The 24,403-nt window shown below is 69.9% G+C and carries 20 protein-coding genes and 1 riboswitch; of the genes, 10 read left to right on the top strand and 10 right to left on the bottom strand.

The window, feature by feature from the left end:
• Positions 1–181 precede the first annotated feature (181 nt).
• Together IEX13_RS00855 and IEX13_RS00850 are read left to right on the top strand one after the other, a co-directional pair.
• On the top strand, positions 182–2,647 hold the full coding sequence (locus IEX13_RS00855) for a penicillin-binding protein 1A (protein WP_188660069.1): 2,466 nt from the start codon (positions 182–184) through the stop codon (positions 2,645–2,647).
• Positions 2,622–3,254, top strand: coding sequence for a hypothetical protein (locus IEX13_RS00850; RefSeq protein WP_188660066.1), 633 nt, complete (start codon positions 2,622–2,624; stop codon positions 3,252–3,254). Before IEX13_RS00855 ends, IEX13_RS00850 begins: the two co-directional genes overlap by 26 nt.
• Positions 3,255–3,307: 53 nt before the next feature.
• Here IEX13_RS00850 and IEX13_RS00845 read toward each other — a convergent pair whose 3' ends face one another.
• The 9 genes from IEX13_RS00845 to IEX13_RS00805 form a co-directional block, all read right to left on the bottom strand.
• Positions 3,308–4,597: a citrate synthase gene (locus tag IEX13_RS00845; protein WP_188660062.1), complete on the bottom strand. Its 1,290-nt coding sequence runs from the start codon at positions 4,595–4,597 to the stop codon at positions 3,308–3,310.
• Positions 4,598–4,834: 237 nt separating this feature from the next.
• Positions 4,835–5,077: a type B 50S ribosomal protein L31 gene (locus tag IEX13_RS00840; protein WP_188660059.1), complete on the bottom strand. Its 243-nt coding sequence runs from the start codon at positions 5,075–5,077 to the stop codon at positions 4,835–4,837.
• A gap of 88 nt (positions 5,078–5,165) precedes the next feature.
• On the bottom strand, positions 5,166–6,098 hold the full coding sequence (locus IEX13_RS00835; RefSeq protein ID WP_188660056.1) for a nucleoside hydrolase: 933 nt from the start codon (positions 6,096–6,098) through the stop codon (positions 5,166–5,168).
• Between the two features lie 40 nt (positions 6,099–6,138).
• Positions 6,139–8,262: an ATP-dependent DNA helicase RecG gene (gene recG, locus IEX13_RS00830; protein ID WP_188660053.1), complete on the bottom strand. Its 2,124-nt coding sequence runs from the start codon at positions 8,260–8,262 to the stop codon at positions 6,139–6,141.
• A 3-nt stretch (positions 8,263–8,265) separates the two neighbouring features.
• Complete coding sequence (locus tag IEX13_RS00825; RefSeq protein WP_188660050.1) at positions 8,266–8,649, bottom strand: RidA family protein; 384 nt, start codon at positions 8,647–8,649, stop codon at positions 8,266–8,268.
• Positions 8,650–8,716: 67 nt separating this feature from the next.
• The gene (locus tag IEX13_RS00820) at positions 8,717–10,891 is read right to left on the bottom strand and encodes a RelA/SpoT family protein (protein ID WP_188660046.1); all 2,175 of its coding nucleotides are present in this window, start codon (positions 10,889–10,891) and stop codon (positions 8,717–8,719) included.
• A gap of 109 nt (positions 10,892–11,000) precedes the next feature.
• Complete coding sequence (gene rpoZ, locus IEX13_RS00815) at positions 11,001–11,303, bottom strand: DNA-directed RNA polymerase subunit omega (protein ID WP_034225393.1); 303 nt, start codon at positions 11,301–11,303, stop codon at positions 11,001–11,003.
• Between the two features lie 129 nt (positions 11,304–11,432).
• On the bottom strand, positions 11,433–12,053 hold the full coding sequence (gene gmk / locus IEX13_RS00810; protein ID WP_188660043.1) for a guanylate kinase: 621 nt from the start codon (positions 12,051–12,053) through the stop codon (positions 11,433–11,435).
• A complete protein-coding gene (locus IEX13_RS00805) occupies positions 12,050–12,913 on the bottom strand; it encodes a YicC/YloC family endoribonuclease (RefSeq protein ID WP_188660040.1) in 864 nt (287 codons plus the stop codon). Before IEX13_RS00805 ends, gmk begins: the two co-directional genes overlap by 4 nt.
• Positions 12,914–12,981: 68 nt before the next feature.
• Here IEX13_RS00805 and rph point away from each other — a divergent pair, with 68 nt between their 5' ends.
• The 8 genes from rph to IEX13_RS00765 all read left to right on the top strand — a co-directional run bounded on the left by rph (position 12,982) and on the right by IEX13_RS00765 (position 21,683).
• Positions 12,982–13,710 (top strand): ribonuclease PH, encoded by a 729-nt coding sequence (gene rph, locus IEX13_RS00800; protein ID WP_188660037.1) that lies wholly within the window; start codon positions 12,982–12,984, stop codon positions 13,708–13,710.
• Positions 13,707–14,300, top strand: coding sequence for an RdgB/HAM1 family non-canonical purine NTP pyrophosphatase (gene rdgB / locus IEX13_RS00795; RefSeq protein WP_188660034.1), 594 nt, complete (start codon positions 13,707–13,709; stop codon positions 14,298–14,300). The genes rph and rdgB overlap by 4 nt, the downstream gene beginning before the upstream one ends.
• 4 nt (positions 14,301–14,304) lie before the next feature.
• Positions 14,305–15,459 (top strand): radical SAM family heme chaperone HemW, encoded by a 1,155-nt coding sequence (gene hemW, locus IEX13_RS00790; protein ID WP_229668406.1) that lies wholly within the window; start codon positions 14,305–14,307, stop codon positions 15,457–15,459.
• 46 nt (positions 15,460–15,505) lie between these two features.
• A complete protein-coding gene (locus IEX13_RS00785) occupies positions 15,506–15,691 on the top strand; it encodes a CPXCG motif-containing cysteine-rich protein (RefSeq protein ID WP_188660029.1) in 186 nt (61 codons plus the stop codon).
• Between the two features lie 13 nt (positions 15,692–15,704).
• A riboswitch (cobalamin riboswitch) is annotated at positions 15,705–15,888 on the top strand.
• A 130-nt stretch (positions 15,889–16,018) separates the two neighbouring features.
• The gene (locus tag IEX13_RS00780; protein ID WP_188660026.1) at positions 16,019–17,833 is read left to right on the top strand and encodes a TonB-dependent receptor domain-containing protein; all 1,815 of its coding nucleotides are present in this window, start codon (positions 16,019–16,021) and stop codon (positions 17,831–17,833) included.
• A gap of 103 nt (positions 17,834–17,936) precedes the next feature.
• Positions 17,937–20,276: a DUF1631 domain-containing protein gene (locus IEX13_RS00775; RefSeq protein WP_188660022.1), complete on the top strand. Its 2,340-nt coding sequence runs from the start codon at positions 17,937–17,939 to the stop codon at positions 20,274–20,276.
• Positions 20,273–20,623: a PilZ domain-containing protein gene (locus IEX13_RS00770; RefSeq protein WP_188660019.1), complete on the top strand. Its 351-nt coding sequence runs from the start codon at positions 20,273–20,275 to the stop codon at positions 20,621–20,623. Before IEX13_RS00775 ends, IEX13_RS00770 begins: the two co-directional genes overlap by 4 nt.
• Before the next feature lie 16 nt (positions 20,624–20,639).
• Positions 20,640–21,683 (top strand): FAD:protein FMN transferase, encoded by a 1,044-nt coding sequence (locus tag IEX13_RS00765; protein ID WP_188660016.1) that lies wholly within the window; start codon positions 20,640–20,642, stop codon positions 21,681–21,683.
• A 9-nt stretch (positions 21,684–21,692) separates the two neighbouring features.
• Here IEX13_RS00765 and IEX13_RS00760 read toward each other — a convergent pair whose 3' ends face one another.
• The gene (locus IEX13_RS00760) at positions 21,693–24,374 is read right to left on the bottom strand and encodes a bifunctional diguanylate cyclase/phosphodiesterase (RefSeq protein WP_229668405.1); all 2,682 of its coding nucleotides are present in this window, start codon (positions 24,372–24,374) and stop codon (positions 21,693–21,695) included.
• Positions 24,375–24,403: the final 29 nt, after the last annotated feature.

Here is a 24,403-nt window from a genome sequence, read left to right as displayed (position 1 = left end):
ATTCCCAAATGGCAATGCCCCCCCTGCCCGGATCTCCCCGAAGGCCCAGTTGACCGGCCCTGGCTTCCCCTACAAGACGCATTCCGGGTCCGATTCCGGCCGTCCCCAAACGACACGGCCGGACCCTGCCTCGTTCTATACTCCCCGACCCACGCCGCTGTAAACCTCGGAGGGGCCCTGGATGGCCCGATTCAAACGCCTGCTACGGCGGGCATTGATCCTTTTCACCGGCCTTGCCGTGCTTGGCCTGGCTACCCTGGGCATCCTGTATTGGCTGATCGCGCCGCGCCTGCCGGACGTGCAGGAACTGCGCAATGTCCAGCTCCAGGTGCCGCTTTCGATCTACACCCGCGACGGCCGCCTGATCTCGGTCATCGGTGAGACTCGCCGCTTCCCGGTGGACATCGAGGACGTTCCCGAGCAGGTCAAACAGACCTTCATCGCCATCGAGGATGCCCGGTATTACGAGCATCCGGGCGTTGATTGGCGCGGCATTGCGCGCGCCGTCTGGCTGATCGCCACCACCGACGACAAACGCGTCCCGGGCGGCAGCACCATCACCCAGCAGGTCGCGAGGCAGTTCTTCCTGAGCACGGAATACTCCTACACGCGCAAGCTCACCGAGATCTTCCTGGCCCTGAAAATGGAGCGGGAACTGAGCAAGGACGAGATCCTCGAGCTCTATCTCAACAAGAGTTTCTTCGGCAATCGCGCCTACGGCATCGCCGCCGCCGCCGAGTTCTACTACGGCAAGACGCTCGACCAGCTGACCCTGGCCGAAGCAGCCACGCTGGCCTCGATCCCGAAATTTCCGTCCTCGGGCAACCCGATCATCAACCCCGAACGTGCCCTCGTGCGCAGGAACTACGTGCTCCAGCGCATGCGCGAGGAAGGCATGATCGACGAGGCCACGGAGCTGGCTGCACGCGCCGAACCCATGCACGCCAGCCCGCACGAGCCCAAGATCGAGGTCGAGGCGCCCTACGTCGCCGAGATGGTGCGCGCGGAAATGGAGCAGCGCTACGGCGCCGAAGCCACCACCAGCGGACTGAGCGTCTTCACCACGCTCGAATCGGACGACCAGCTGGCCGCCGTGCGCTCGCTGCAGGCCGGCCTGCTCGAATACGACCGGCGCCACGGCTACCGCGGCGCCGAGGCCCAGCTCGACATCGGCGACGGTGAATCGGCGCAGGACCTGCGCGACCGCCTGCGTCCCTACCCCACCCTGGGCGGCCTGCAGGCCGTGCTGGTGACCGGTTTCGAGGGCGATGCCGCCAACGTGCTCACCAATTCGGGCACCTCGCTCACCCTCAGCGCCGAAGCCACCCGCTGGACCCGCAAGACCCCGGCCCAGTTGTTCAAGCGCGGCGACGTCATCCGGCTGACGCTCGACCCCGAAACAGCCGAACTGCGCCTGGCCCAGCTGCCCCAGGCGCAGGCCGCGCTGGTGTCGCTGCAGCCCGAAGACGGCGCCGTGCGCGCCCTGGTCGGCGGCTTCAGCTTCGGCCTGAACAAGTTCAACCGCGCCACCCAGGCCCAGCGCCTGCCCGGCTCGAGCTTCAAGCCCTTCGTGTACGCGGCCTCGTTCGAACGCGGCTTCTCGCCGGCGAGCATCGTGCTCGATGCGCCGGTGGTGTTCCGCGACCGCGCCGGCAACGTCTGGCGCCCGCAGAACGACGCCGGCAACTTCGCCGGCCCGATGCGCCTGCGCGAAGCGATGGTGCAGTCGCGCAACCTGGTGTCGGTGCGCCTGCTCGACGCCATCGGCGTGGATTTCGCCAGCCGGTACATCACCCAGTTCGGATTCAGCCAGGAAAGCCTGCCGCCGAACCTGTCGATGTCCCTTGGCACGTCCTCGCTGACGCCGCTGTCGATCGCCCGCGGATACACGGTCTTCGTCAACGGCGGCCACCTGGTCGATCCGTGGTACATCGAACGCGTTCTCGACCGCGATGGCCGCGTGCTCAGTGAACACGTGCCGCTGCGTGCCTGCCTGCGCTGCCCCGGACGGGCAAGCGGCAGCCCCGCCGGCGAACGCGACACCACCGTGGTGGATGGCTTCAACCTCGGCGCGGCCACGCCGCCCCCGGCAGCGCCCGACGCTGAAACCGGGGCCGAAGAAGCCGCGCCCGAGGTGCCCGAAGGCCCCATTTCCCTGGCTCCGCGCGCCATCGACGCCCGCACCGCCTTCATGATCCAGTCGATGCTGCGCGACGTCGTGCAGCGCGGCACCGGCCGCGCGGCCACCGCGATCGGCCGCCCGGACATCGGCGGCAAGACCGGTTCCACCAACGATTACCGCGATGCCTGGTTCTCGGGCTTCGGCGGCGACCTGGTCACCACGGTCTGGGTCGGCAAGGACGATTTTTCGACCCTGGGCCGCGGCGAATACGGCGGCAAGGCCGCGCTGCCGATCTGGATCAACTACATGGACGCCGCGCTCAAGGACGTGCCGCTTTACGAGCCCGAACCGCCCACCGGGCTGGTCACCGCCTCGGTGGACGCCAGTTCGGGGCGCCTGGTGCCGGACGGCACGCCGGGCAGCGTGCGCGACTACTTCAAGCGCGAGGACTACGACCGCATCACCGCCCAGGGTTTCGACGTGGAGCCGGTGCTGAGCAATGAAGAGGCGTTCGACATCTTCTGACCCCGGGGCGGCGCGGGTGCGCCGCCAGCGGGTCGCCGCCGAAGCCGCGCGCCTGCTGGCCCAGGGCGGCGGCGACATGGCCACGGCGCGGCGCAAGGCGGCCGAGCGCCTGGGCCTGCGCGACCCGGCCTTCCTGCCCGACGCCGACGAGATCCGCGAAGCCCTGCAGGCCCATCACCGGCTGTTCTCCCCGGGGCACCTGGACCCCGGCCGGCTGCGGCGCCAGCGCGAAGCCGCCCTGGCGGCGATGGACCATTTCGCGGACTTCGAACCCCGCCTCGCCGGCCCGGTGCTCGACGGCAGCGCCGGCCCCGGCGACGCCGTGGTGCTGCACCTGCATGCCGAGGATCCCGACGCGGTGGCCCGCCTGCTGGCCGACCGCGGCGTGCCGGCGCGGCAGCAGCGCCGCCGCATCCATCCCGCCACCGGCGGCGCCACGGATGTGCCGTGCTGGGAACTGGTGGCCGACGACCAGGCCTTCGAACTGTGGGTCCTGCCGCCCTCCGCGGCCCGGCAGGCGCCGCGCGACCCGCTGGGAGGGGGCGCCCTGCCCCGCGCCTCGCTGGCGGCCGTGGCGCGGCTCCTGGACGGTCCGGCGAAACCCTGAAACGCGAACGCCCCGCACGGGGCGGGGCGTCCGGGATACACAGCGTGCGCGGATCAGCGCTTGGCCAGCTCCACGTAGTCGCGGTTGGCGGCACCGGTGTAGATCTGGCGCGGGCGGCCGATCTTGGCTTCCGGGTCGGTCTGCTGCTCGAGCCAGTGCGACACCCAGCCGGCGGTGCGGGCGATGGCGAACATCACCGTGAACATCTCGGTCGGGATGCCCAGCGCCTTGTAGATGATGCCGGAGTAGAAGTCGACGTTCGGGTAGAGCTTGCGCTGCACGAAGTAGTCGTCCTTGAGCGCGGCTTCCTCCAGGCGCATGGCCACTTCGAGCAGCGGATCGTCCACGCCCAGTTCGTCGAGCACCTGGTGGCACATTTCGCGGATGATCGTCGCGCGCGGGTCGAAGTTCTTGTACACGCGGTGGCCGAAGCCCATCAGGCGGAAGCCGGAGTTCTTGTCCTTGGCACGGTCGACGGCCTTGGCGACGTCCTCGGGACGGCCGATCTCGTCGAGCATCTTGAGCACGGCTTCGTTGGCGCCGCCGTGGGCCGGGCCCCAGAGCGCCGCCACGCCGGCGGCGACGCAGGCGTAGGGGTTGGCGCCGGTGGAGCCGACCAGGCGCACGGTCGAGGTCGAGGCGTTCTGTTCGTGGTCGGCGTGCAGGATGAACAGCAGGTCCAGCGCCCGGGCGGCGACCGGCTTGAGTTCGAGCGGGCCCGACGGGACCTCGAACATCATGTGCAGGAAGCGGTCGACGTATTCGAGGTTGTTGCGCGGGTAGCGGATCGGCCAGCCGATGGAATGGCGGTAGCAGGCGGCGGCGATCGTCGGCACCTTGGCCAGCAGGCGGATGGCGGCCAGGCGGCGCTGTTCCGGGTCCTCGAGGTCGAGGTCGTCGTGGTAGAAGGCGGCCAGCGAACCGACCATGCCGCAGAGCATGGCCATCGGGTGGGCGTCGTGGCGGAAGCCGTGCAGGAAGCTCTTGAAGGCCTCGTGCATCATCGTGTGATGGGTGACTTCGTGCTCGAACCTGGCGAACTGCGCCTTGTCGGGCAGGTCGCCGTTCATCAGCAGGTAGCTGGTTTCCAGGAAGGACGAATGCTTGGCGAGCTGTTCGATCGGATAGCCGCGGTAGAGCAGCACGCCCTCGTCGCCGTCGATGTAGGTCACCGCGCTGCGGCAGCTGGCCGTGGCCACGAAGCCGGGATCGTAGGTGAACATCCCGGTTTCCTTCGGCAACCGCGTGATGTCGACGCAGGGGGCGCCGAGGGTGCCTTGGTGGACGGGAAGCTCGACGTTCTTGCCGGCGGCGTTGAGCACGACGCTCTTGTTGTCGGACACGGGCAGACTCCTTTCAGGGATGTGCGGGCCGCAATCCATGAAGGTGCTGGCGCGGCGCCCGCTACAGGAACTCGAAGATGCCGCCGGGGCGGTCACCATTCGCATAAGTATCTCACGGCCCGACGGCGAAGTCAGTGACGCAGGGCGGGTTCGGGGCCCCGGGACTGCAACGCAAAAGGCCACCCGCGAGGGTGGCCTTTCGGGGGCTCGGGTCGCCGGGCGACCCAGGCCGGGCGCTTACTTGGCGTAGCGCTTGCGGAAGCGGTCGACGCGGCCGCCCGTGTCCATCACCTTCTGCTTGCCGGTGTAGAACGGGTGCGAGGCCGAGCTGATGTCGATCTTGATCAGCGGGTATTCGTTGCCGTCCTCCCACTTCACCACTTCCTTGCTGGAAAGGGTGCTACGGGTAAGGAACGCGAAGTCGGAGGACAGGTCCTGGAAGACGACTTCTTTGTAGGTCGGATGGATGTCGGCCTTCATGGCTGGTGCTCCGCCGGTTATTCGTGGGGAAAGACCGGAATTATAAGCCGGATTCCGAGTCCGGGGCAAGCACCCCCTGGCCCCGGTCTCAGGCCCCCAGTGCGGCCCGGACCTGGGCTTCGAACGAGGCCTGGTCGTAGGCCAGCACGATGCGGGCATTGGCCGGCTTGCCGGTGCGCTGCTGCCAGTCCACCAGGGTGGCGCCCCGGCTCAGCCGGCCCTCGAGCTCGACCGCCAGGTGGCGATCCTCGGCCTGCACGATGCCGTCCGGGCGAAGGGCCGCGGCCATGGCCAGCGCATCGGCGCTGTGCCAGCGATCGCCGCGGCGCTCCAGCGACCAGCGCCGGGTGAAGCGGGAAATGGCCTCGTAGAACGTGGCCCGGCCGTCGCCGGCCGCCGCCCAGGCCTCGAAATCGGCGTGCCGCAGGCCGTGCCGCAGCACCGCTTCCCAGTCCACCACCTCGGCCTTGGGGAAGGCACGGAAGACCACGTCGGCGGCCTCGGGGTCGAAAGCGATGTTGAACTCGGCCGGGATCGAGGTATTGCCCTGCCCGGTGACCGCGCCGCCCATCACCACCAGCCGGCCGATGCGCGCGGGCAGCTCCGGGTCCAGGCGCAGGGCCAGGGCCAGGTTGGTCAGCGGGCCCAGGGTGACCAGCAGCAGCCGGCCCTCGTGTTCGCGCGCCAGCCGCAGGATCGCCAGCGCGCCGTGTTCGGACTCGGCGGCGCGCGCGGCCGGCGTGTAGCCGGTGTCGCCGAAGCCGTCCTGGCCGTGCACGTAGGCGGCGTCTTCGGCCGGGTGCACCAGCGGCACCGGGCAACCCGGGAACACCGGCACGTCCACGCCCGCGACCTCGCACAGCTTCAGCGCGTTGGCGACCGTATGCGCCAGGCCGACGTTGCCGGCGGTGATGGTCAGGCCCAGCAGTCGGTGTCGCGTGTCGGCAAAGGCCATCAGCAGGGCCAGGGCATCGTCCACGCCCGGGTCGGTGTCGATCAGCAGCGGAATGCGTTCGTCCATCGGGGGATTATCCCCGAATCACCGGACCGCCGCCCCGGGCTCAGGCACCGGCGAAACGTGCCGCGCCGCCAACCCAGCGCGCGACCACGCGCCCGGCCAGGTCCGGTGCCGTCGCCAGCAATTCTTCGGCGGCGCGGTGTACCTCCGGCAGCAAGTCGGCGTCACGCACCAGCTCGGCCACGCGGAAGCTGGCCAGGCCGGTCTGGCGCGTGCCCAGCAGTTCGCCGGGGCCGCGCAGCTCCAGGTCCTTTTCGGCGATCAGGAAGCCGTCGGTGCTCGAACGCATCACTTCCAGCCGTTCGCGCGCCAGCGCCGACAGCGGCGGCTTGTACATCAGCACGCAGCTCGAAGCCGCGGCCCCACGCCCGACCCGCCCGCGCAACTGGTGGAGTTGGGCCAGGCCCAGGCGCTCGGCGTTTTCGATAAGCATCAGGCTGGCATTGGGAACGTCCACGCCGACCTCGATGACCGTGGTCGCCACCAGCAGGTGCAGGTCGCCGGCCTTGAACCGGGCCATGACGGCCTGCTTTTCGGCCGGCTTCATGCGCCCGTGCAGCAGGCCCAGGCGCAGTTCGGGCAAGGCCGCGCCCAGCTGTTCGAAGGTGGACTGCGCGGCCTGGGCCTCGACCTCCTCGCTGTCTTCGATCAGGGTGCAGACCCAGTAGGCCTGGCGGCCTTCGGCACAGGCGGCGCGAATGCGCTCGACCACTTCGGCGCGGCGCTCGCCGCTGACCGCGACCGTGGTCACCGGCGTGCGGCCCGGCGGCATCTGGTCGATCACCGACACGTCGAGGTCGGCGTAGGCCGACATCGCCAGGGTGCGCGGGATCGGCGTGGCGGTCATCACCAGCTGGTGTGGCACCTGGCTGCCGGACAGCCCCTTGTCGCGCAGCGCCAGGCGCTGGTGCACGCCGAACCGGTGCTGTTCGTCCACGATCGCCAGCGCCAGCGCGGCGAAGACGACGCTTTCCTGCATCAGCGCATGCGTGCCCACCACGACCTGGGCGCGGCCGCTGGCGATTTCCCCGAGCGCCGCGGCGCGGGCCTTGCCGGTGACCTTGCCGGCCAGCCAGGCCACGCGCAGGCCCAGCGGTTCAAGCCAGGCGCGGAAGTTGCCCAGGTGCTGTTCGGCCAGCAGTTCGGTCGGCGCCATCAGCGCCACCTGGCGGCCCGCCTCGACGGCGTTGGCGGCGGCCAAGGCCGCGACCACGGTCTTGCCGCTGCCGACATCGCCCTGCACGAGGCGCAGCATGGGCTCGGGCCGCGCCATGTCCTTGCTGACCTCGTCCAGTACGCGCTGCTGCGCGCCCGTCAGCTGGAAGGCCAGCCGCTGGCGCAGGGCCCTGGCCAGCTTGCCCGGGGGCCGCACCGGCATCGCGCCGTGGGCGCGCAGGGCGATGCGTTGGCGGCGCAGGCTCAGGTGGTGGGCCAGCAGCTCTTCCAGCGCCAGCCGCCGCTGGGCCGGGTGGCGGCCGGCGGCGAACAGCGCCAGGTCGGCATCGGGCGGCGGCCGGTGCGCGGTCAGCAGGGCTTCGCGAAGGGTCGGCAGATCCAGGCGTTCGCGCATGCCGGCGGGCAGGAGTTCCAGTTCGGCGGCCTCGGGCAGGCGCTTTAGCGCCTCGCCAACGAGCCGCGCCACCGACAGCGGCCCCAGGCCTTCGATCGCCGGGTACACCGGATCCAGGGAATCGCGTGGATTGGCGTCGGCCTCGTCGGCCAGCAGGCGGTAGCTGGGGTGCACCATTTCCAGCCCGTGCTGGCCAGGCCGGACGTCGCCGTAACACAGGATCCGCCGCCCCGGCAGGAACTGCGCGACCTGCGCCTTGCCGAAATGGAAGAAGCGCAGAACCAGCGTGCCGTGCGAGTCGTCGCCGATCGCCACCCGCAGCATGGGCCGGTAGCGGAAACTGCGCTCCACCGCTTCCACGCGCGCCAGCACCTGCGCCGGCTGGCCGGGCCGCAGCGTGGCGATGGCTTCGATGCGGGTGCGGTCCTCGTAGCGCAGCGGCAGGTGCAGCCACAGGTCCTGCAGGGTTTCGAGCCCGCGCGCGGCGAGCTTTTCCGCCACCTTGGGCCCGACCCCGGGCAGCGTGGATACCGGCTGCGCGCCCGCGGGCCCGAGGCGGGTCTTGTCGGTGTCGCCGCGGCGCGGCGCGCGCTTCATGCCTCAGCCGGCGACCAGCACGGCGTCCACCTCGACCCGCGCCCCCTTGGGCAGCCCGGCGACCTGGATGGTCGAACGCGCGGGGTACGGGGCCTGGAAGTAGTCGGCCATCACCGCGTTGACCGCGGCGAAATCCGACAGGTCGGTGAGGTAGATGCCGATGCGGGCGACGTCGTCGAGGCTGCCGCCCGCCGCTTCGCAGACCGCCTTGAGGTTGTCGAAGACGCGCCGGGTTTCGGTGCCGATGTCGGCCTGCACCAGCTCGCCCGTGGCCGGGTCGAGCGGGATCTGCCCGGACAGGTACACCGTACCGCCGGCGCGCACGGCCTGCGAATACGGGCCGATGGCGGCGGGGGCTAGTTCGGTGGCGATGGCGTGGCGGGGCATGGCGGACCTCGGTGCGGGGCGTGGACGACCATTGTATGAGCGGCCCTCGGCCACCCGCCAGCCGCACTCAGAGGCGCTGCACCGCATGCACCACGCCCAGGCGGCGGATGCGCCGGATGACGTCGGCCAGGTGCTTGCGGTGGCGAACTTCGATCGAGAACTCCATCACCGACACCGTCAGGTCGCGCTCGCGGTATTCGACCGCGTCGATATTGGAGTTGCTTTCGGCCACCGCGGCCGCGACCTGGGCCAGCACGCCGGGCTTGTTCTCGACGTCGATGCGCAGGATCACCCGGAAATCGCCGACCACGCTGCGGTCCCAGGCCATGGGCACGCAGCGTTCGGGGAACTTGCGGTATTCGACCACGTTCGGGCAATCCATCCGGTGCACCACCACGCCTTTGCCGGCGCTCAGGTAACCCATGATCTCGTCGCCCGGGATCGGATGGCAGCAGGCGGCGAAGCTGAGCACGCCGCGTTCGTTGCCGGTGATCATGATGCGTTCGGTCGGCGCCACGGGGAGTTCGGCGTCGGTCAGCGGCAGGTCGTCCTGGCCGTTGACCATCATGCGCGCGACCTGCGCCGGCATGCGGTTGCCCAGGGCGATGTCGGCCAGCAGTTCTTCCAGGCGGCGATAGCGCAGGTCGGCCAGCAGTTGTTCGATGCGGTCGGGCGGCACGCGGTCGAGCGAACTTTCCATGGCCTCGAGCGCACGGTCGAGCATGCGGTGGCCCAGGTCCACCGCGTCTTCGTGCTCAAGCCGCTTGAGGAAGTGCCGGATCGCGGTGCGGGCCTTGCTCGAGACCACGTATTCAAGCCACTGCGGGCCCGGCGAGGCCGAAGGCGCGGTGATGATCTCGACGCTCTGGCCGCTGGCGAGCTTGGTGCGCAGCGGCACCAGCTTCCTGTCCACGCGGGCGGCGACGGCATGGTTGCCGACGTCGGTGTGCACGGCGTAGGCGAAATCGAGCGCGGTGGCGTTGCGCGGCAACGCCATGATGTCGCCCTGCGGCGTGAACAGGTACACCTCGTCCGGGAACAGGTCCACCTTGACGTTGTCCAGGAACTCCAGCGACGAACCCGCCGTCTGCTGGGTGTCCATCAGGTCGCGGATCCAGTCCTGGGCGCGCGTCTGCGCGGCGCTGCTGCCGCTGCCGGCGTTCTTGTAAAGCCAGTGGGCGGCGACGCCGCGCTCGGCCACCTGGTCCATTTCCTCGGTGCGGATCTGCACTTCCACCGGCGCCCCGTAGGGACCGAACAGCACGGTGTGCAGGCTCTGGTAGCCGTTGGCCTTGGGAATGGCGATGAAGTCGCGGAAGCGTCCTTCGAGCGGCTTGTACACCGAATGCACCGCGCCCAGCGCGTGGTAGCACTGCATCACCTCCGGCACCACGATGCGGAAGCCAAAGACGTCGAGCACCTGGTCGAGGCTTTTGTGCTCCTGCTTCATCTTGGTGTAGATGCTCCAGGGCGACTTGATCCGGCTCACCAGCGAATGCGGCAGCTGTTCCTGGGCCAGGCGCTGGGCCAGCTGGGCCTCGACGGTGGCCAGGGCCTCCCGGCGCATCACCGGCTGGGACGCCACGCGCCTGGAAATGACCGCATGCCGCTTGGGGTAGAGGGCCCGGAAGCCCAGGTCCTGCAGTTCGGCCTTGAACTTGTTCATGCCCAGGCGCTGGGCGATGGGCGCGTAGATCTCGAGCGTTTCGCGGGCGATGCGGCGGCGCGATTCGGCGGCCATCGCATCGAGCGTGCGCATGTTGTGCAGGCGGTCGGCCAGCTTGATCAGGATGACGCGCAGGTCGCGCGCCATCGCCAGCATCATCTTGCGGAAGCTCTCCGCCGCAGCCTCTTGGCGGTCCTGGAACTGCAGTTTGTCGAGCTTGGTGACCCCGTCCACCAGTTCGGCCACCGTGGGGCTGAACTCGCGCTCGATCTCGCTGCGCGGCAGCGGTGTGTCTTCCAGGGCGTCGTGCAGGATGGCAGCGCACAGGGTTTCGGCGTCCAGCCGCAGCTCCGCCAGCAGCGACGCCACCGCCACCGGGTGGGTGATGTAGGCCTCGCCGGATTTGCGCAGCTGGCCCTCGTGGGCGCGGGCGCCGACCTCGTAGGCCCGCCGCACCTGCCTGACCTGGTCGATCGGCAGGTACTCGGCCAGGCGGCGCTCAAGCGCTTCCACCGCGTCCGGACAGGGGTCCGGGCAGGGGGCATCCGCCAGTCTTGGCTTGGAAAACGAGGACATGTCCGCAGCCTACGCGGGCGCGGGAAAGGCATCAATGCCGGGGGCTGCAGCCCTCGCCGGGGATTCAGGCGAGGTCTTCACACAGGGCCGGCGAGGCCGACCCGTCCGATCAGAGGTCGTCGCCGCCCTTGCCCAGGTCGTCGTCCACGACTTCGGCGGCGGCCCATTCCAGGGCCTCGCGTTCGGCGCGCTCGCGCTCGGCGCGCTCGACGTCGTCGATCATGGCCTGGTCGACCTTGCGGGCGGCGATTTCACGCAGCGCCAGCACGGTGGGCTTGTCGTCGTTTTCGCTGTTGTCCAGCGCCGGCTCCACGCCCTTGGCCAGCTGGCGGGCGCGCTTGGACGCCATCAGCACCAGCTCGAAGCGGTTGTCCACGACGGACAGGCAATCTTCCACGGTAATGCGGGCCATGGGATCTCCTCGACCGCGGCACCCGGCCAGGGCACCACGGAAAATCAATAAGTTACGCGAACCGGGTATTCTACGCCCGGGCCGCTTTGCGTGCAATCCAGGCGGTCCCAGCCCGCCCGGAGGCCGTGTTCAGGCCAGCAGGTCGCGGATCAGGTCGGCGTGGCGCCGGGCCTGCACCGGCCGGCGCAGGCGGTGGGCGACGAAGATGGCCCGGAGCTCGGCGGCGGCGGCATCGAAGTGTTCATTGACGATGACGTAGTCGAACTCGTCGTAGTGGCTCATTTCCTCGCGGGCCGCGGCCAGCCGGCGGGCGATGGTTTCCTCGCTGTCCTGGCCGCGGTTGCGCATGCGGGTCTGCAGGGCATCGCGGGACGGCGGCAGGATGAACACGCTGACGCAGTCGGGCACCTGTTCGCGGACCTGGCGGGCGCCCTGCCAGTCGATCTCCAGCAGCACGTCCTTGCCGGCGGCCAGCTGGGGTTCGACCGACTGCCGGGCCGTGCCCTTGTAGTCGCCATGCACCTGCGCGTGTTCGAAGAAGTCGCCGGCGGCGACCATGCGCACGAACTCTTCCTTGCTGACGAAGTGGTAGTGCTGGGCGTGGCGCTCGCCCGGCCGCGGCGCGCGCGAGGTGAAGGAAATCGACAGCGCGATGCCCGGCTCCTTGGCCAGCACGGCGTTGACCAGGCTCGACTTGCCGGCCCCCGAGGGCGCGGCGACGATGAAGAGCGTGCCCCGGGTGGTGTTCATTCGAGGTTCTGCACCTGTTCGCGGAGCTGTTCGATCAGCACCTTCAGCTCGACCGCCGCCTGGGTGGTCCGGCTGTCCACGGACTTCGAACCCAGGGTGTTGGCCTCGCGGTTGAACTCCTGCATCAGGAAGTCCAGGCGGCGGCCGACGGCTTCGGGCAGGCCCAGCACGCGGCGGGCTTCGGCGACGTGGCTGGCGAGGCGGTCGAGTTCTTCGTCCACGTCGATCTTCTGCAGGTTCAGCACCACTTCCTGTTCCAGCCGGCCCGGGTCGAGCGGCAGCTTGAGGTCGGCCAGCCTGCCGTCGAGCTTGGCGCGCAGCGCGGCGCGGATCTCCGGCAGCCAGTCGCGGACCTGGCCGGTGATGCGTTCGATGCCGTCGATGCGTTCGCGCATCACCGCCGCCAGCTTGGCGCCCTCGCGCTCGCGGGCGGCGACGAATTCGGCCAGGGTCTCGTCCAGCAGGGCCAGGGCATCGGCCTGCAGGCCGGCCTGGTCCAGGGCTTCTTCCTCGACCACGCCCGGGTAGCGAAGCAGCTCGGTGAACTCGGTGCGCAGCCCCGGGAAGCGGGTTTGCGCGCCCTGGGCGGCTTCGGCCAGTTGGTCGAGCAGGGCCTGGTTGAGCTTGAGTTCGGCGCGGCTGCCGGCGACGGGGCGAAAACGCAGCACCATGTCGACCTTGCCGCGCGAGACCTTCTGGGCCACCCGTTCACGCAGCGCCGGCTCGATCGCCCGCAGTTCCTCGGGCGCGCGCACCGCCAGTTCGTGGAAACGGTGGTTGACGGAGCGCAGCTCGCAGGCCAGCTGGCCACCGGTGGCGGCGCGCTCGCAGGCGGCGAAGGCGGTCATGCTGCGGATCATGGGCATCGGGCCGTGGGAAACAGCCCGAATGGTAATCTAGCCGGCCAAAGATTGCCGGATGTCGCCCGATGACCGTTTCAAACCGCCCCAGCGGCCGCGCCCACGATGAACTCCGCGCCATCGGCATCGAACGCAACTACACCCGGCACGCCGAAGGTTCGGTCCTGGTCAGCTTCGGCGACACCCGCGTGCTGTGCACCGCCAGCGTCGAACCGCGCGTGCCGGGCTTCCTGCGCGGCAAGGGCGAAGGCTGGGTCACCGCCGAATACGGCATGCTTCCGCGCGCCACCAATACCCGCAACGACCGCGAGGCCGCACGTGGCAAGCAGGGCGGCCGCACGCTGGAAATCCAGCGCCTGGTCGGCCGCAGCCTGCGCGCCTGCGTGGACCGCCGCGCCCTGGGCGAACGCACCATCACCCTGGACTGCGACGTGCTGCAGGCCGACGGCGGCACCCGCTGCGCGGCCATCACCGGCGCCTACGTGGCGCTGTGCGACGCGGTCGGCTGGCTCAAGGCCCGTGGCGACATCACCCGCGACCCGGTCATCGGCGCGGTCGCCGCGGTGTCGGTCGGCATCTGGCAGGGCACGCCGGTGCTGGACCTCGACTACCGCGAGGACAGCGGCTGCGACACCGACATGAACGTCGTCATGAACGACGGCGGCGGCTTCATCGAAGTCCAGGGCACCGCCGAAGGCCACGCCTTCCGCCGCGACGAACTCGATGCCCTGCTGGCCCTGGCCGAACAGGGCGTGTCGGAGCTGGTCGCCCTGCAGCGGGCTGCGCTGGCCTCGTGAAGCAGCTCGTCCTCGCGACGTCCAACAAGGGCAAGCTGGCGGAACTCAAGCCACTGCTGGCCGAGTTCGGTTATGCGCTGGTGACCCAGGGTGAGCTGGGCGTCAGCGATGCCGTCGAGGACGGCCGCAGCTTCATCGAAAACGCGATCATCAAGGCCCGGCATGCCAGCGCCGCCACAGGCCTGCCGGCGCTGGCCGACGATTCGGGCGTGGTCGTGCCGGCGCTGGGCGGCGAACCGGGCATCTACAGCGCGCGTTACGCCGGCAGCCACGGCGATTCGGCGGCCAACATCGCCAAATTGCTAGAGGCCATGCGAACCCTGCCCGACAGCCAGCGCACGGCGCACTTCACCTGCGTGCTGGTGCTGCTGCGCCACGCCGACGACCCGGAACCGCTGGTCGCCGAAGGCCGCTGGTTCGGCCAGGTGCTGCATTCGCCGCGCGGGGAAAAGGGCTTCGGTTACGACCCGGTTTTCCTCGACCCCCGCCACGGGCTGACGGCGGCCGAGCTCGATGCCGCCACCAAGAACCAGGCCAGCCACCGCGGCCAGGCCATCGCCCGCCTGCGCGCCCTGCTCGCCCGGGCCTGAGCCGATGCTGGTGCCGCCGCCGCTGTCGCTGTACATCCACATCCCCTGGTGCGTGAAGAAGTGCCCTTACTGCGACTTCAACTCGCACGGAAAGACCGGCGAGCTGCCGGTCCGGGACTACGTCGCCGCGCTGGTGCGCGACCTCGAACAGGACCTGTCCCTGGTCTGGGGCCGCCCCGTGCACAGCGTGTTTTTCGGCGGCGGCACGCCCAGCCTGTTTTCGCCCGAGGCGATCGGCGACATCCTCGATGCCTGCAGCGCCCGCCTGCGTTTTGCGCCCGGCACCGAGATCACCATGGAATGCAACCCGGGCACCGCCGAATTCGGCCGCTTCGAGGGCTACCGCGCCGCCGGCGTGAACCGGGTGAGCTTCGGCATCCAGAGTTTCGACGACGGCTGCCTGGCGCGCCTGGGCCGCATCCACGACAGCGCCGAGGCCGAGCGCGCGGTGAAGCTGGCCCAGGACGCCGGCCTGGACAACCTCAACCTCGACCTGATGTACGCGCTGCCCGGCCAGGACCTGGCCATGGCCCTGCACGACGTCGAACGCGCGATCGCCCTGCAGCCGGCGCACCTGTCGCATTACCAGCTCACGATGGAACCCAACACCGCCTTCGCCGCCCGTCCGCCCGAAGGCCTGCCGGACCAGGACAGCGCCTGGGACATCCAGGAACGCTGCATCGAGGCGATGGCCGCCGCCGGTTACGCCCAGTACGAAGTCAGCGCCTATGCCCGGCCCGGCCGGCAGTGCGCGCACAACCTCAACTACTGGCGCTTCGGCGACTACCTGGGCATCGGCGCCGGCGCCCACGGCAAGATCAGCCTGGGCGCCACCGGCGAGATCCGCCGCCGCTGGAAGCCCAAGAACCCGCGCGACTACATGGCCCGTGCCGGCACGCCGGCCGGCATCGGCGGCGACGACCCGATCGCGCCGGCGAACCGGCCCTTCGACTACATGCTCAATGCCCTGCGCCTGGTCGAAGGCTTCGACCTGGCCGACTTCGAGTCGCGCACCGGCCTGGGCCGCGACCAGATAGCCGCCGAGCTTGAACAGGCCCGCCGGCGCAGCTGGCTGGACAACACGGGCAGCCACTGGCGGCCCACCGACCTGGGCCAGCGCTTCACCAACGACGTCATCGGCCTGTTCCTGAAGGGCTGAGCCGCCGCTCACGCCCCGCTAAGGCCCGGCGCGGCAGGCTGGCGCCATGCTCGACACCATCGTGCTCACCTGCCCCCACTGCGGGGAACGTTTCGAAACCCTGGCCGACCCCTCGGCCGGCGACGCCGAATACGTCGAAGACTGCTTCGTCTGCTGCCGGCCCATCACCGTGCGCCTGCACGTGGGCGGCGACGGCCGGCTTGATGGTTTCGACGCCGACCGCGACGACTGACCCGGTCTTGATCTAGAATTCACGCGCCCCTGGTGCTCGGGAAGCCGGTCGAAATCCGGCGCTGCCCCCGCAACGGTAGGCCAGTCAAACCTTCCAGCAAGCCACTGTGCCCCCGGGCATGGGAAGGCGGAAGGTCCGGCGCGACGCCCGTCGCGCCACTGGCAAGCCCGGAGACCGGCCTGGGGTTGGCCGCCGGCTTGCCCGGTGGCCATCACGGCGCGTCGCGGTGGGCGACGGGGCGACGCCATGGCCCCGCCCTGTGCGTTCTCCCTCCTTCCCCGCGTGCGCCACGACCCGCGGGTGTGCGCCACAGGAGGTTCCACCACCATGTTTTTCCCTTGCCAACGCCGCGCGCTGTGCGCGGCCATCGTTCTTTCGCTTTCCACCCCGGCCCTGGCCCAGGACGCGCGCACGCTCGACGCGGTGCAGGTCACCGCCAACCGCGTCCAACGCCCGGTCAGCGAAACCCTGGCCTCGGTCACCGTGATCACGCGCGAGCAGATCGAAACCAGCCAGGCGCCTTCGCTGATCGACCTCCTCGGCCGCCAGGTCGGCGTCGACATCGCCCGCACCGGCGGCCCCGGCAGCGCCAGCACCGTTTTCCTGCGCGGCGGCAATGCCCCGCATACCCTGGTGCTGGTGGACGGCGTGCGCGTTTCGTCCACCGGCCAGGGCGTCTTCGACTTCGCCCACCTGCCGCTGGAACAGATCGAACGCATCGAAATCGTGCGTGGCCCGCGTGCGGCGATCTGGGGCTCGGACGCCGTCGCCGGCGTCATCCACGTCTTCACCCGCGACCCGTCGGCGGCCTCGGCGCGCGTTTTCGCCGGCAGCTACGGTCGCGTCGGCGCCAGCGCCGGCACCGGCGCCGGCACCGACGACCGTGGATTCGGCGTCACCGCCGGCTGGCAGCGCCTGCGTGGCTTTTCGGCCACCAATGCCGACAGCTGGGGCCATGATCCCGACGACGACGGCTACCGAAACTTCAACCTGGGCCTGCGCGGACGGACCTCGCTGGGCAGCCAGCGCCTGGCCTTGAGCGCCATCGCCACCGACGCCGACGTCGAGTTCGACCAGGGCGACACGCGGGCCCGCAACCGCTCCGCCGGCCTGAGCCTGGGCGGCGAGCTGGGCGCGAACTGGACCCACCAACTGGCCCTGGGCCATGCCCGCGAGGACCTGGACACGGTGTCGGGCTTCTCGAACGCCTTCCGCAGCCGCCGCACCAGCCTGGACTGGGTGAACAGCCTGGCGCTGGGACCCTCGGGCACGCTGAACCTGGGCGTGAACTGGCAGGACGAAGAGGGCATCTCCTCCAACGCCTTCGCTGGCGAGACTTTTTCTCGCAGCCGCAGCAGCCGCGCCGCGTTCGCCGGCTATGGCGGACGCTGGGGCCGGCAGCTGCTCGACCTCTCGCTGCGCCGGGACCACAGCAACCAGTTCGGCGGTGCCACCACGGCCAACGCGGCCTGGGGCTGGAACCTCAGCCCCGATGCGCTGCTGCGCCTGTCCTGGGGCGAAGGTTTCCGGGCGCCCAACTTCAACGAGCTCTATTACCCGGACACCGGATTCGGCTTCGCCGGCAACCCCGACCTGCGACCCGAGCGCTCGGAAACCTGGGAAGCCGGGCTGTCGCTGGCGCCTGCCGCGGGACACCGGCTTGGCCTTTCCGCCTACCGCACCCGCGTTCGCGACCTGATCGCCTTCGCGGCCCCGGGCACCAACAACGCCATCAACGTCAACCGCGCCCGCATGGACGGCATCGAACTCGACTACCGCTTCGACGGTGGCGCCTGGATCGTCGGTGGCAACCTGGCCTGGCTCGATACCGAGGACGAGGCCACCGGCCTGGCCCTGCTTCGCCGCGCCCGCCACAAGGCCCACGTGGATATCGGCTACCGCTTCGACAACGGGCTGGAGCTGGGCCTGGACGCTGACTACGCCTCGTCCCGCCGCGATTTCGGCGGCAACCCCGGCGCGTACGCAATCGCCCACCTGCGCCTGGCCTGGACCCTGACCCCGTCCTGGCGCCTGGAAGCGCGCATCGAAAACCTGACCGACCGCGACTACACGCTGGTGCAGGGCTACAACACGCCAGGCCGCAGCGCCGTGCTGGGCCTGGTCTGGAACGGCAGGCACTAGCCCTTGAGGCCACCCGCGGCGCCGGCGTCGCGGGTGGCCCGGCCCTAGGCGCGGGCGCCCGGGTGTGCCTAGAATCGCGCTGGCGAATCACTCGGAGACACGGATGCCCGCATCCGCACCACCTCCGCACGCGTCGGCACCGACGCTGGCGTCGCGGCCATTGCCGGAACGGGTACGCGGCCTTTTGGGCGGCATCCTCGAGTATGCGTCCGATGAAATCGAGCGCACCCTGGTGGGTACGCTCAACGAATTCGAGCAGCAACTGTTCAAGTACGCCGAACAGGCGCGCAGCAACATCGTGCAGACCCGCTGGCTCGAGGCGCAGCGCCTGGTCAAGCGCACCCGTCCCGACCTGGTGCCCCGTTTCCTGATCGCGCTCGAGGCCGAACTGGCCTGCGTGCGCGACGCGGCGGGCCCGAAGACCCTGATCGGCGGCTTCCGGTTCAGCCCCGGCGAACTGGCCCTGGTCGACAACCTCGAACTGGACGAAGTCTCGGTGCTTACCGAGGTGTCGGGGCGCATCGAAGTCCGCAACAGCCTGCCGCTGTACCTGCTGGGCCAGCGCTTTGGCGTGCTCGGGGGCAAACCCGCCTTCGATGCCGAAACCCTGCCGGTGGGGCCGCACGCCCTGTGCCGCATGCTGCGCCTGGCGGCCGAATGCCTGGAACTGAGCACCGAACACCGGGCGCTGCTCTATCGCACCTTCGAACGGCACCTGTCGCCGCTCTACGGCGCATTCATCGAATCGATCAACACCTACCTGGCGCGCAACGGCGTGCTGCCCAACCTGCATTACGTGCCGGTGCGGGCGCGACCGACCGCAACGAATACCGGCCCGGCCAAGGCCAAGGGTGGTCCGGGCGACGAGCCCGCCGCCGGCGAGGCCGGTACGGCCCGCAGTGGTGGCGGCAGCGGTGCCGGCACCGGCGGAGGCCATGGCCACGGCGGCGGTTCGCCGGCCGGCGAGGACAGCTTCCAGCAGATGCGGCACCTGCTGGCCGGACGGCGCCAGCTGCTGGGCAAGCTGGTCGGGGGCGGCGCCGGGGGTGGCTCCCGCTCCGTGCCCGGCAATTCGGTCGTCATCGAACCGGCCCGGGTCCAGGAGGCCCTCGGCCTGCTGCAGGGAAAGGCGCCGGCACCGGTCATGGTCAACGGCGTGCCGACCGTGCGCACCGTCAACCACCTCAAGCAGGACCTGCTGGCCCAGCTCAGGCAGGCAACGCCCGACGGCAAGTCGCCGGCGCTTCCGGAAGAGGACAGCGACGCGATCGATCTGGTCGGCATGCTCTTCGACCACCTCATGAAGGACGTGCGGCCCAACAGCCCGGCTTCGAATTTGCTGGCGAAGCTGCAGGTGCCGCTGCTGCGCGTGGCCCTGCAGGACAAGGCCTTCTTCACCCAGCAGCAGCACCCGGCACGGCAGATGCTCAACGCCATCGCCGAAACCGGCGCCTACTGGCTGGGCGAGGACGACGCCGACCAGCAGCTGGTGGGCAAGATGCAGTCGGTGGTCGACCGCACCGTGCGCGAATTCGACGGCGACCTGGGCGTTTTCAGCAACCTGCTCGAAGACCTCAGTTCGCACCTGCAAACGGTGTCGCGCAAGGCCGAGGTGGCCGAAAAGCGCCACGTCGAGGCCGCCCGCGGCAAGGAGCGCCTGGCCCTGGCCCGCGACCGCGCGGCGACCGTGGTCGAGGCGATGCTCAAGAAGCAGAACCTTCCGCGGTTCACCCACACCCTGCTCAGCCAGGCCTGGACCGACGTCATGGCGCTCACCGCGCTGCGCCAGGGCGAGGATTCCGACGCCTGGCGCCAGCAGCTCGAAATCGCCGAACGCCTGGTCAGCGTGGCCAAGGCCGGGCCCGCCGCCGGCATCCCGACCGAAGAAGCCGCCGCGCTGCAGCAGGACATCCAGGGTGCGCTCACCCAGGTCGGTTACCACAACGAAGAAGCCACGGCGATCGCCCAGCGCCTGGTCGACCCGCAGGGCGCCGCGGCCGCCGATGACGATTCCGCCGCCAGCCGCACCGAACTCACCATGCGCCTCAAGGCCCGCGCCCGGCTGGGCGAGGACCTGCAGGAGTCGAAGAAAAAGAAAAAGGTCAGCCTGTCGCCCGACGAGCAGGCCCGGCTCGAACAGATCAAACACCTGCCCTTCGGCACCTGGTTCGAGTTCACGATCAACCAGCAGGGTGAAAAGGTCCGCCGCCGCCTGTCCTGGTTCTCCACCGTCACCGGCCACGTCCTGTTCGTGAACCATCGCGGCCAGAAGGTCGGCGAACTCACCCTCGAAGGCCTGGCCAAGGCCATCGCGCAGGGCCAGGTGAAGGTCGTCGAGGAAGAAAAGGGCACGCTGATAGACCGCGCCTGGAGCACGGTGATGAACGCCCTGCGCTCCTTCGCCGGCCAGCCCAAGAACGGCAAGGAGGGCCCCGCGCGATGAACACCGAATACCGCCGCGCCAAGCGCCGCAAGGTCGGTTTCGACGTGGATGTCACCGACACCATGACCGGCCACGTGATCGGCAAGCTGAGCAATCTTTCCGAAACCGGCATGCTGCTGATCCTGGGCGAAGCCCTGACCAGCGACGCCCTTTTCCAGCTTCGCTTCACCCTCAACGACGGCGCCGGCAACTCCCGCACGGTCGAACTCGGTTCCCACGAACTGTGGTCGGACGAAGCCGCCGCACCGGGCCAGGTCTGGACGGGCTTCCGCTTCATCGACATGGCGCCCGAAGACGTGGCCTTCATCCGCGGGTGGGTGGATGCCCCCGGCAGCCAGTACGTCTGACCCCCGGGGCTGGCTGTTGCTGGCCGCCAGCCTGGTGCTGGCCGGCTGCAGCCCTCCGCCGGAGCGCGTCGAACAACTGCTGGTGTTCGGCGCCACCGCCGAGATCCGCCTGCGCGGCGCCGACCCGGAGGCCGCACAGGCCGCCCTGGCCGAGCTTTCCGCCGAACTCAACCAGCGCCACCGCGAGTGGCATGCCTGGCAGCCCTCGGACGTCACCCGCATCAACGAAGCCTTCGCCGCCGGCCAGGCCGCCGAAGCGCCGGAATCGGTGCTTGAACTGGTGCGCCTGGCAAAACCGCTGTCGGAGGCCACCGACGGATTGTTCGACCCCGCCATCGGGGGCCTGGTCGAGGCCTGGGGCTTCCACACGTCGACCTACCCCATCCTGACCCCGACCCCGCGCGATGAAGTCCTGGCGGCATGGCGCGAGGACCGCCCGCGAATAGCCGGCGTGCAGATCCAGGGCAGGCAGCTGCGCGCCGACAACCCGCGCACCCAGCTCGACTTCGCGGCCATGGCCGAAGGCGTGGCGGCCAGCCAGGTGGTCGCCACCCTGCAGCGCCACGGCGTGCACGATGCGCTGGTGAACCTGGGCGGCGACGTCAGCGCCTTGGTCGGCAAAGGGTCGCCGCCGTGGCGCGTGGCCCTGCGCGACCCCTACGGCGGCGTGATGGGCACGGTCGAGCTGGGCAACGCCGAATCCCTGTTCAGCTCCGGCAACTACAACAAGTTCCGCTATTCCGCCGCCGGCGCCAGGCAGGCCCACATCCTGGACCCGCGCACGGGCCAGCCGGCGCGCGGCGCTGCATCGGTCGTGGTGTTGCATACCGACCCGGTGCTCGCCGACGTCGCGGCCTCGGCCCTGTTCGTCGCCGGCCCGTCCGGCTTCGCCGACCTGGCGCGCCGCCTGGGCCTGGGCTGTGCCCTGATGGTGACCGACGAAAACGAACTGCTGGTGACGGTGGCCATGAACGCCCGGGTCACCCTCGCCCGCGACCCGGTGTCGCTGGGACCGCCGCTGGACCTCGGACCCGCCTGCACCGCCCCGCCCAGTCCCTGATTTCCGGCCTCAGGCGCGCGGGGGATCCCGGAAACACAGCGCCGGCTCGGGCTTGTGCACGGCGAAACCCTGGGCGTAGTCGACGCTGAGGCCACGCAGCAGGTCGCGCGCGCGCTCGTCGGCCACCCATTCGCCGATGACCTGCAGGCCCAGCTGGTGGCCGATGTCGGTGACCGCGCGCACGATCGAATAGCTGACCGGGTCGGTTTCGATGTTGCGGATGAAGCTGCCGTCGATCTTGATGAAGTCCACCGGCAGGTTCTTGAGGTAGCCGAACGAGGCCATGCCCGAACCAAAGTCGTCGAGCGAGAACTTGCAGCCCGCCGCGCGCAGGCGCTGCATGAACTCCACCGCCCGGGCCATGTTGCTCACGGCCGCGGTTTCGGTGATCTCGAAACAAAGGTGCCGCGGGGAAACGCCATGGCGGTCGATCGCGTCGAGCACGAAATCGGCGAAGGCCGCGTCTTCGAAGGTCGGCCCCGAGAGATTGATCGCGCACAGGCTGATCGGCCTGCCTGACGGATGCAGGCGGCTGAAGTTGGCCAGGGTGGTTTCGACCACCCAGCGGTCGATGGCCGGCATCAGCCCGAAGCGTTCGGCCGCGGGAATGAAGGCGCCCGGCGGCACCAGCGCGCCCTTCTCGTCGCGCAGGCGGATAAGCATCTCCATGTGCACGCCTTCGGAACGCTCGCCCTCCCACAGCGGCACCAGTTCCTGGAAATGCAGCAGGAAGCGGCCGTCGGCCAGCGCCTGGCGGATGCGGCCGGCCCACTCCATCTCGCTGCGGCGCTGGGTGGTTTCCGAATCCTCCTCCGAGAACAGGTGCACGCGATTGCGGCCGCGCTCCTTGGCCATGTAGCAGGCAGTGTCGGCGTGGGCAAGCAAGGTGCGCTGGCTGAGCCCGGCGCCGCGCAGCATCACCACGCCGATGCTGGCGCTGATGGTGTAGTTGCGCTGCTCCCAGCCAAAGGAATAGCCGTCGATTTCGGTGCGGATGCTTTCGGCCAGGACGACGGCCTCGTTTTCGCTGGCCCCTTCGACCAGGATCGCGAACTCATCGCCGCCCAGGCGGGCCACCACGGCATTTTCAGGCAGCATGCCCAGCAGCAGGGTCGCCAGCTGCGCCAGCAGCTGGTCGCCGGCGTAGTGGCCGGAGGTGTCGTTGATCAGCTTGAACTGGTCAAGGTCCATGTACAGCAGGGCCCATGGCGGGCCACCGGCATCGAGCGAGGTGATCGCCGCGTCCAGGCGGCGTTCGAATTCGCGGCGGTTGTACAGGCTGGTCAGCGAGTCGTGCTTGGCCTGGTAGCTCAGCTCCTCGCTGAGCACCCGCAGTTCGGTGATGTCGTTGGCCACGGCCAGCAGGTGCGGTTCGTCGCCCAGGTCGATGTTCGACACCGACAGCGTCGCCCAGAACGGCAACTGCTCCGGCCCGTGCAGTTGGGCCGACTCGTTGATGATGCCGTCCGGGGAGCCGGAAAGCCTGGCGATGCGATCGCGCAGGGCCGGGTCGTCGACCAGGTCGACAAGGCGGATCGCCCCGGCGTCGTCCCCGATGCCGAAACGATCGCGACAGGCCTGGTTGGCGTATACCAGCGAGGTGTCGTCGGCCCGCGCCAGCATCACCAGCGCCGGCAGCAGTTCGTTCAGGGCACGAAAGCGCGCCTCGCTCTGCCGGTACTGCGCCGCCATGTCGCTGGCCAGGGCCAGCGCCCGGGACCGGGTGCCCGCGATCGACCAGGCAAGGCTGGCCAGCAGCAGGCTGGCCAGCACGCCGATGCCGAAGGTCAGTGCCGGCAGCCAGGTGGCCGGGTCGGCGTCGGGCAGTGGCTCGGCTTCGATGCGCCAGGTGCGGCCACCGTAGGCCAGGTCGTGCACGTAGGCGTCCTGGACCGGCCCGGCCCCAGGCTCGACGGCCTGGGTGGCCTGCTCGAACAGCAGCGCCCGGCCCCCGTCGGTAACGTCCAGCACGCGGATCCGGAAACGTTCCTGGGTTTCACTGGGCAGGGCATCGGCGATCAGGCGGCTGACCCGGAACGAAGCGGCCAGCGTGCCGATCTCCCGGCTGCGGCGCTCGGCCAGGTCGCGCGGCGGCGGACCGGCGCTGAAGATCGGCAGCCGGATCGTCACGCCGTCGTTCGGACCAGGCATGCCGGTGCGCTGGATCAGCTGGAACGGGGCCGACATGACGGGCCGGTCGGCGTCGCGCGCGAAACGCGCCGCCGCCAGATTGGCCGGCTGGGTGGCCACGTCCAGCCCCACCAGGGCTTCGTTGCCAGAACGGGGCGCCACCAGGTTGGTCAGGTAATGGTCGCGGCCGTCGGGTTCGGCGTCGGCGGAAGGCCGATCGCTGCGTTCGGCATAAGCCATCGCCTGCAGGCTGGGAAACTGCTCGCGTGGCCGCAGGTTGGCGTAGATGGCCTCGAATTCGGATTCGGTGACTTCGTCCGACGCCAGGAACAGTGCCTGCACCGCCCGCACCAGCAGGCCGCAGGTCTGCAGCTGCCCATCCACGGCCTCGAAGCTGCGTTCGGCCAGGCGGTCGAGCCGCATCCGGTCGGAGCGCTCCAGCGCGTCGTGGTGCAGGGTGGCCGCCAGCACGCTAAGCGCCAGGCCGACCAGCAGCGCGCCGAAGCTCCACAACCACGTGGGTTGGCCGAGGAAGCCGCCGTCTTTGCGCTGCTCGTGCAAGCTTCTCTCCTGCGTCCCTACCCTGGTTT

The organism is Arenimonas soli (assembly GCF_014643775.1).
Lineage (GTDB): Bacteria > Pseudomonadota > Gammaproteobacteria > Xanthomonadales > Xanthomonadaceae > Arenimonas > Arenimonas soli.
Note: the sequence above shows the minus strand (reverse complement) of the source record. Positions and strands in the feature narration are given on the sequence as shown.

Bases quoted from the DNA above. Each gene is read 5' to 3' on its own strand.
- IEX13_RS00785 (WP_188660029.1), top strand. From the start codon at position 15,506: ATGCTCGACACCATCGTGCTCACCTGCCCCCACTGCGGGGAACGTTTC.
- IEX13_RS00820 (WP_188660046.1), bottom strand. From the start codon at position 10,891: ATGTCCTCGTTTTCCAAGCCAAGACTGGCGGATGCCCCCTGCCCGGAC.
- IEX13_RS00775 (WP_188660022.1), top strand. From the start codon at position 17,937: ATGCCCGCATCCGCACCACCTCCGCACGCGTCGGCACCGACGCTGGCG.
- IEX13_RS00770 (WP_188660019.1), top strand. From the start codon at position 20,273: ATGAACACCGAATACCGCCGCGCCAAGCGCCGCAAGGTCGGTTTCGAC.
- gmk (WP_188660043.1), bottom strand. From the start codon at position 12,053: ATGAACACCACCCGGGGCACGCTCTTCATCGTCGCCGCGCCCTCGGGG.
- IEX13_RS00805 (WP_188660040.1), bottom strand. From the start codon at position 12,913: ATGATCCGCAGCATGACCGCCTTCGCCGCCTGCGAGCGCGCCGCCACC.
- recG (WP_188660053.1), bottom strand. From the start codon at position 8,262: ATGAAGCGCGCGCCGCGCCGCGGCGACACCGACAAGACCCGCCTCGGG.
- IEX13_RS00855 (WP_188660069.1), top strand. From the start codon at position 182: ATGGCCCGATTCAAACGCCTGCTACGGCGGGCATTGATCCTTTTCACC.
- rpoZ (WP_034225393.1), bottom strand. From the start codon at position 11,303: ATGGCCCGCATTACCGTGGAAGATTGCCTGTCCGTCGTGGACAACCGC.
- rph (WP_188660037.1), top strand. From the start codon at position 12,982: ATGACCGTTTCAAACCGCCCCAGCGGCCGCGCCCACGATGAACTCCGC.
- IEX13_RS00850 (WP_188660066.1), top strand. From the start codon at position 2,622: ATGAAGAGGCGTTCGACATCTTCTGACCCCGGGGCGGCGCGGGTGCGC.
- IEX13_RS00835 (WP_188660056.1), bottom strand. From the start codon at position 6,098: ATGGACGAACGCATTCCGCTGCTGATCGACACCGACCCGGGCGTGGAC.
- IEX13_RS00825 (WP_188660050.1), bottom strand. From the start codon at position 8,649: ATGCCCCGCCACGCCATCGCCACCGAACTAGCCCCCGCCGCCATCGGC.
- IEX13_RS00780 (WP_188660026.1), top strand. From the start codon at position 16,019: ATGTTTTTCCCTTGCCAACGCCGCGCGCTGTGCGCGGCCATCGTTCTT.
- hemW (WP_229668406.1), top strand. From the start codon at position 14,305: ATGCTGGTGCCGCCGCCGCTGTCGCTGTACATCCACATCCCCTGGTGC.
- IEX13_RS00840 (WP_188660059.1), bottom strand. From the start codon at position 5,077: ATGAAGGCCGACATCCATCCGACCTACAAAGAAGTCGTCTTCCAGGAC.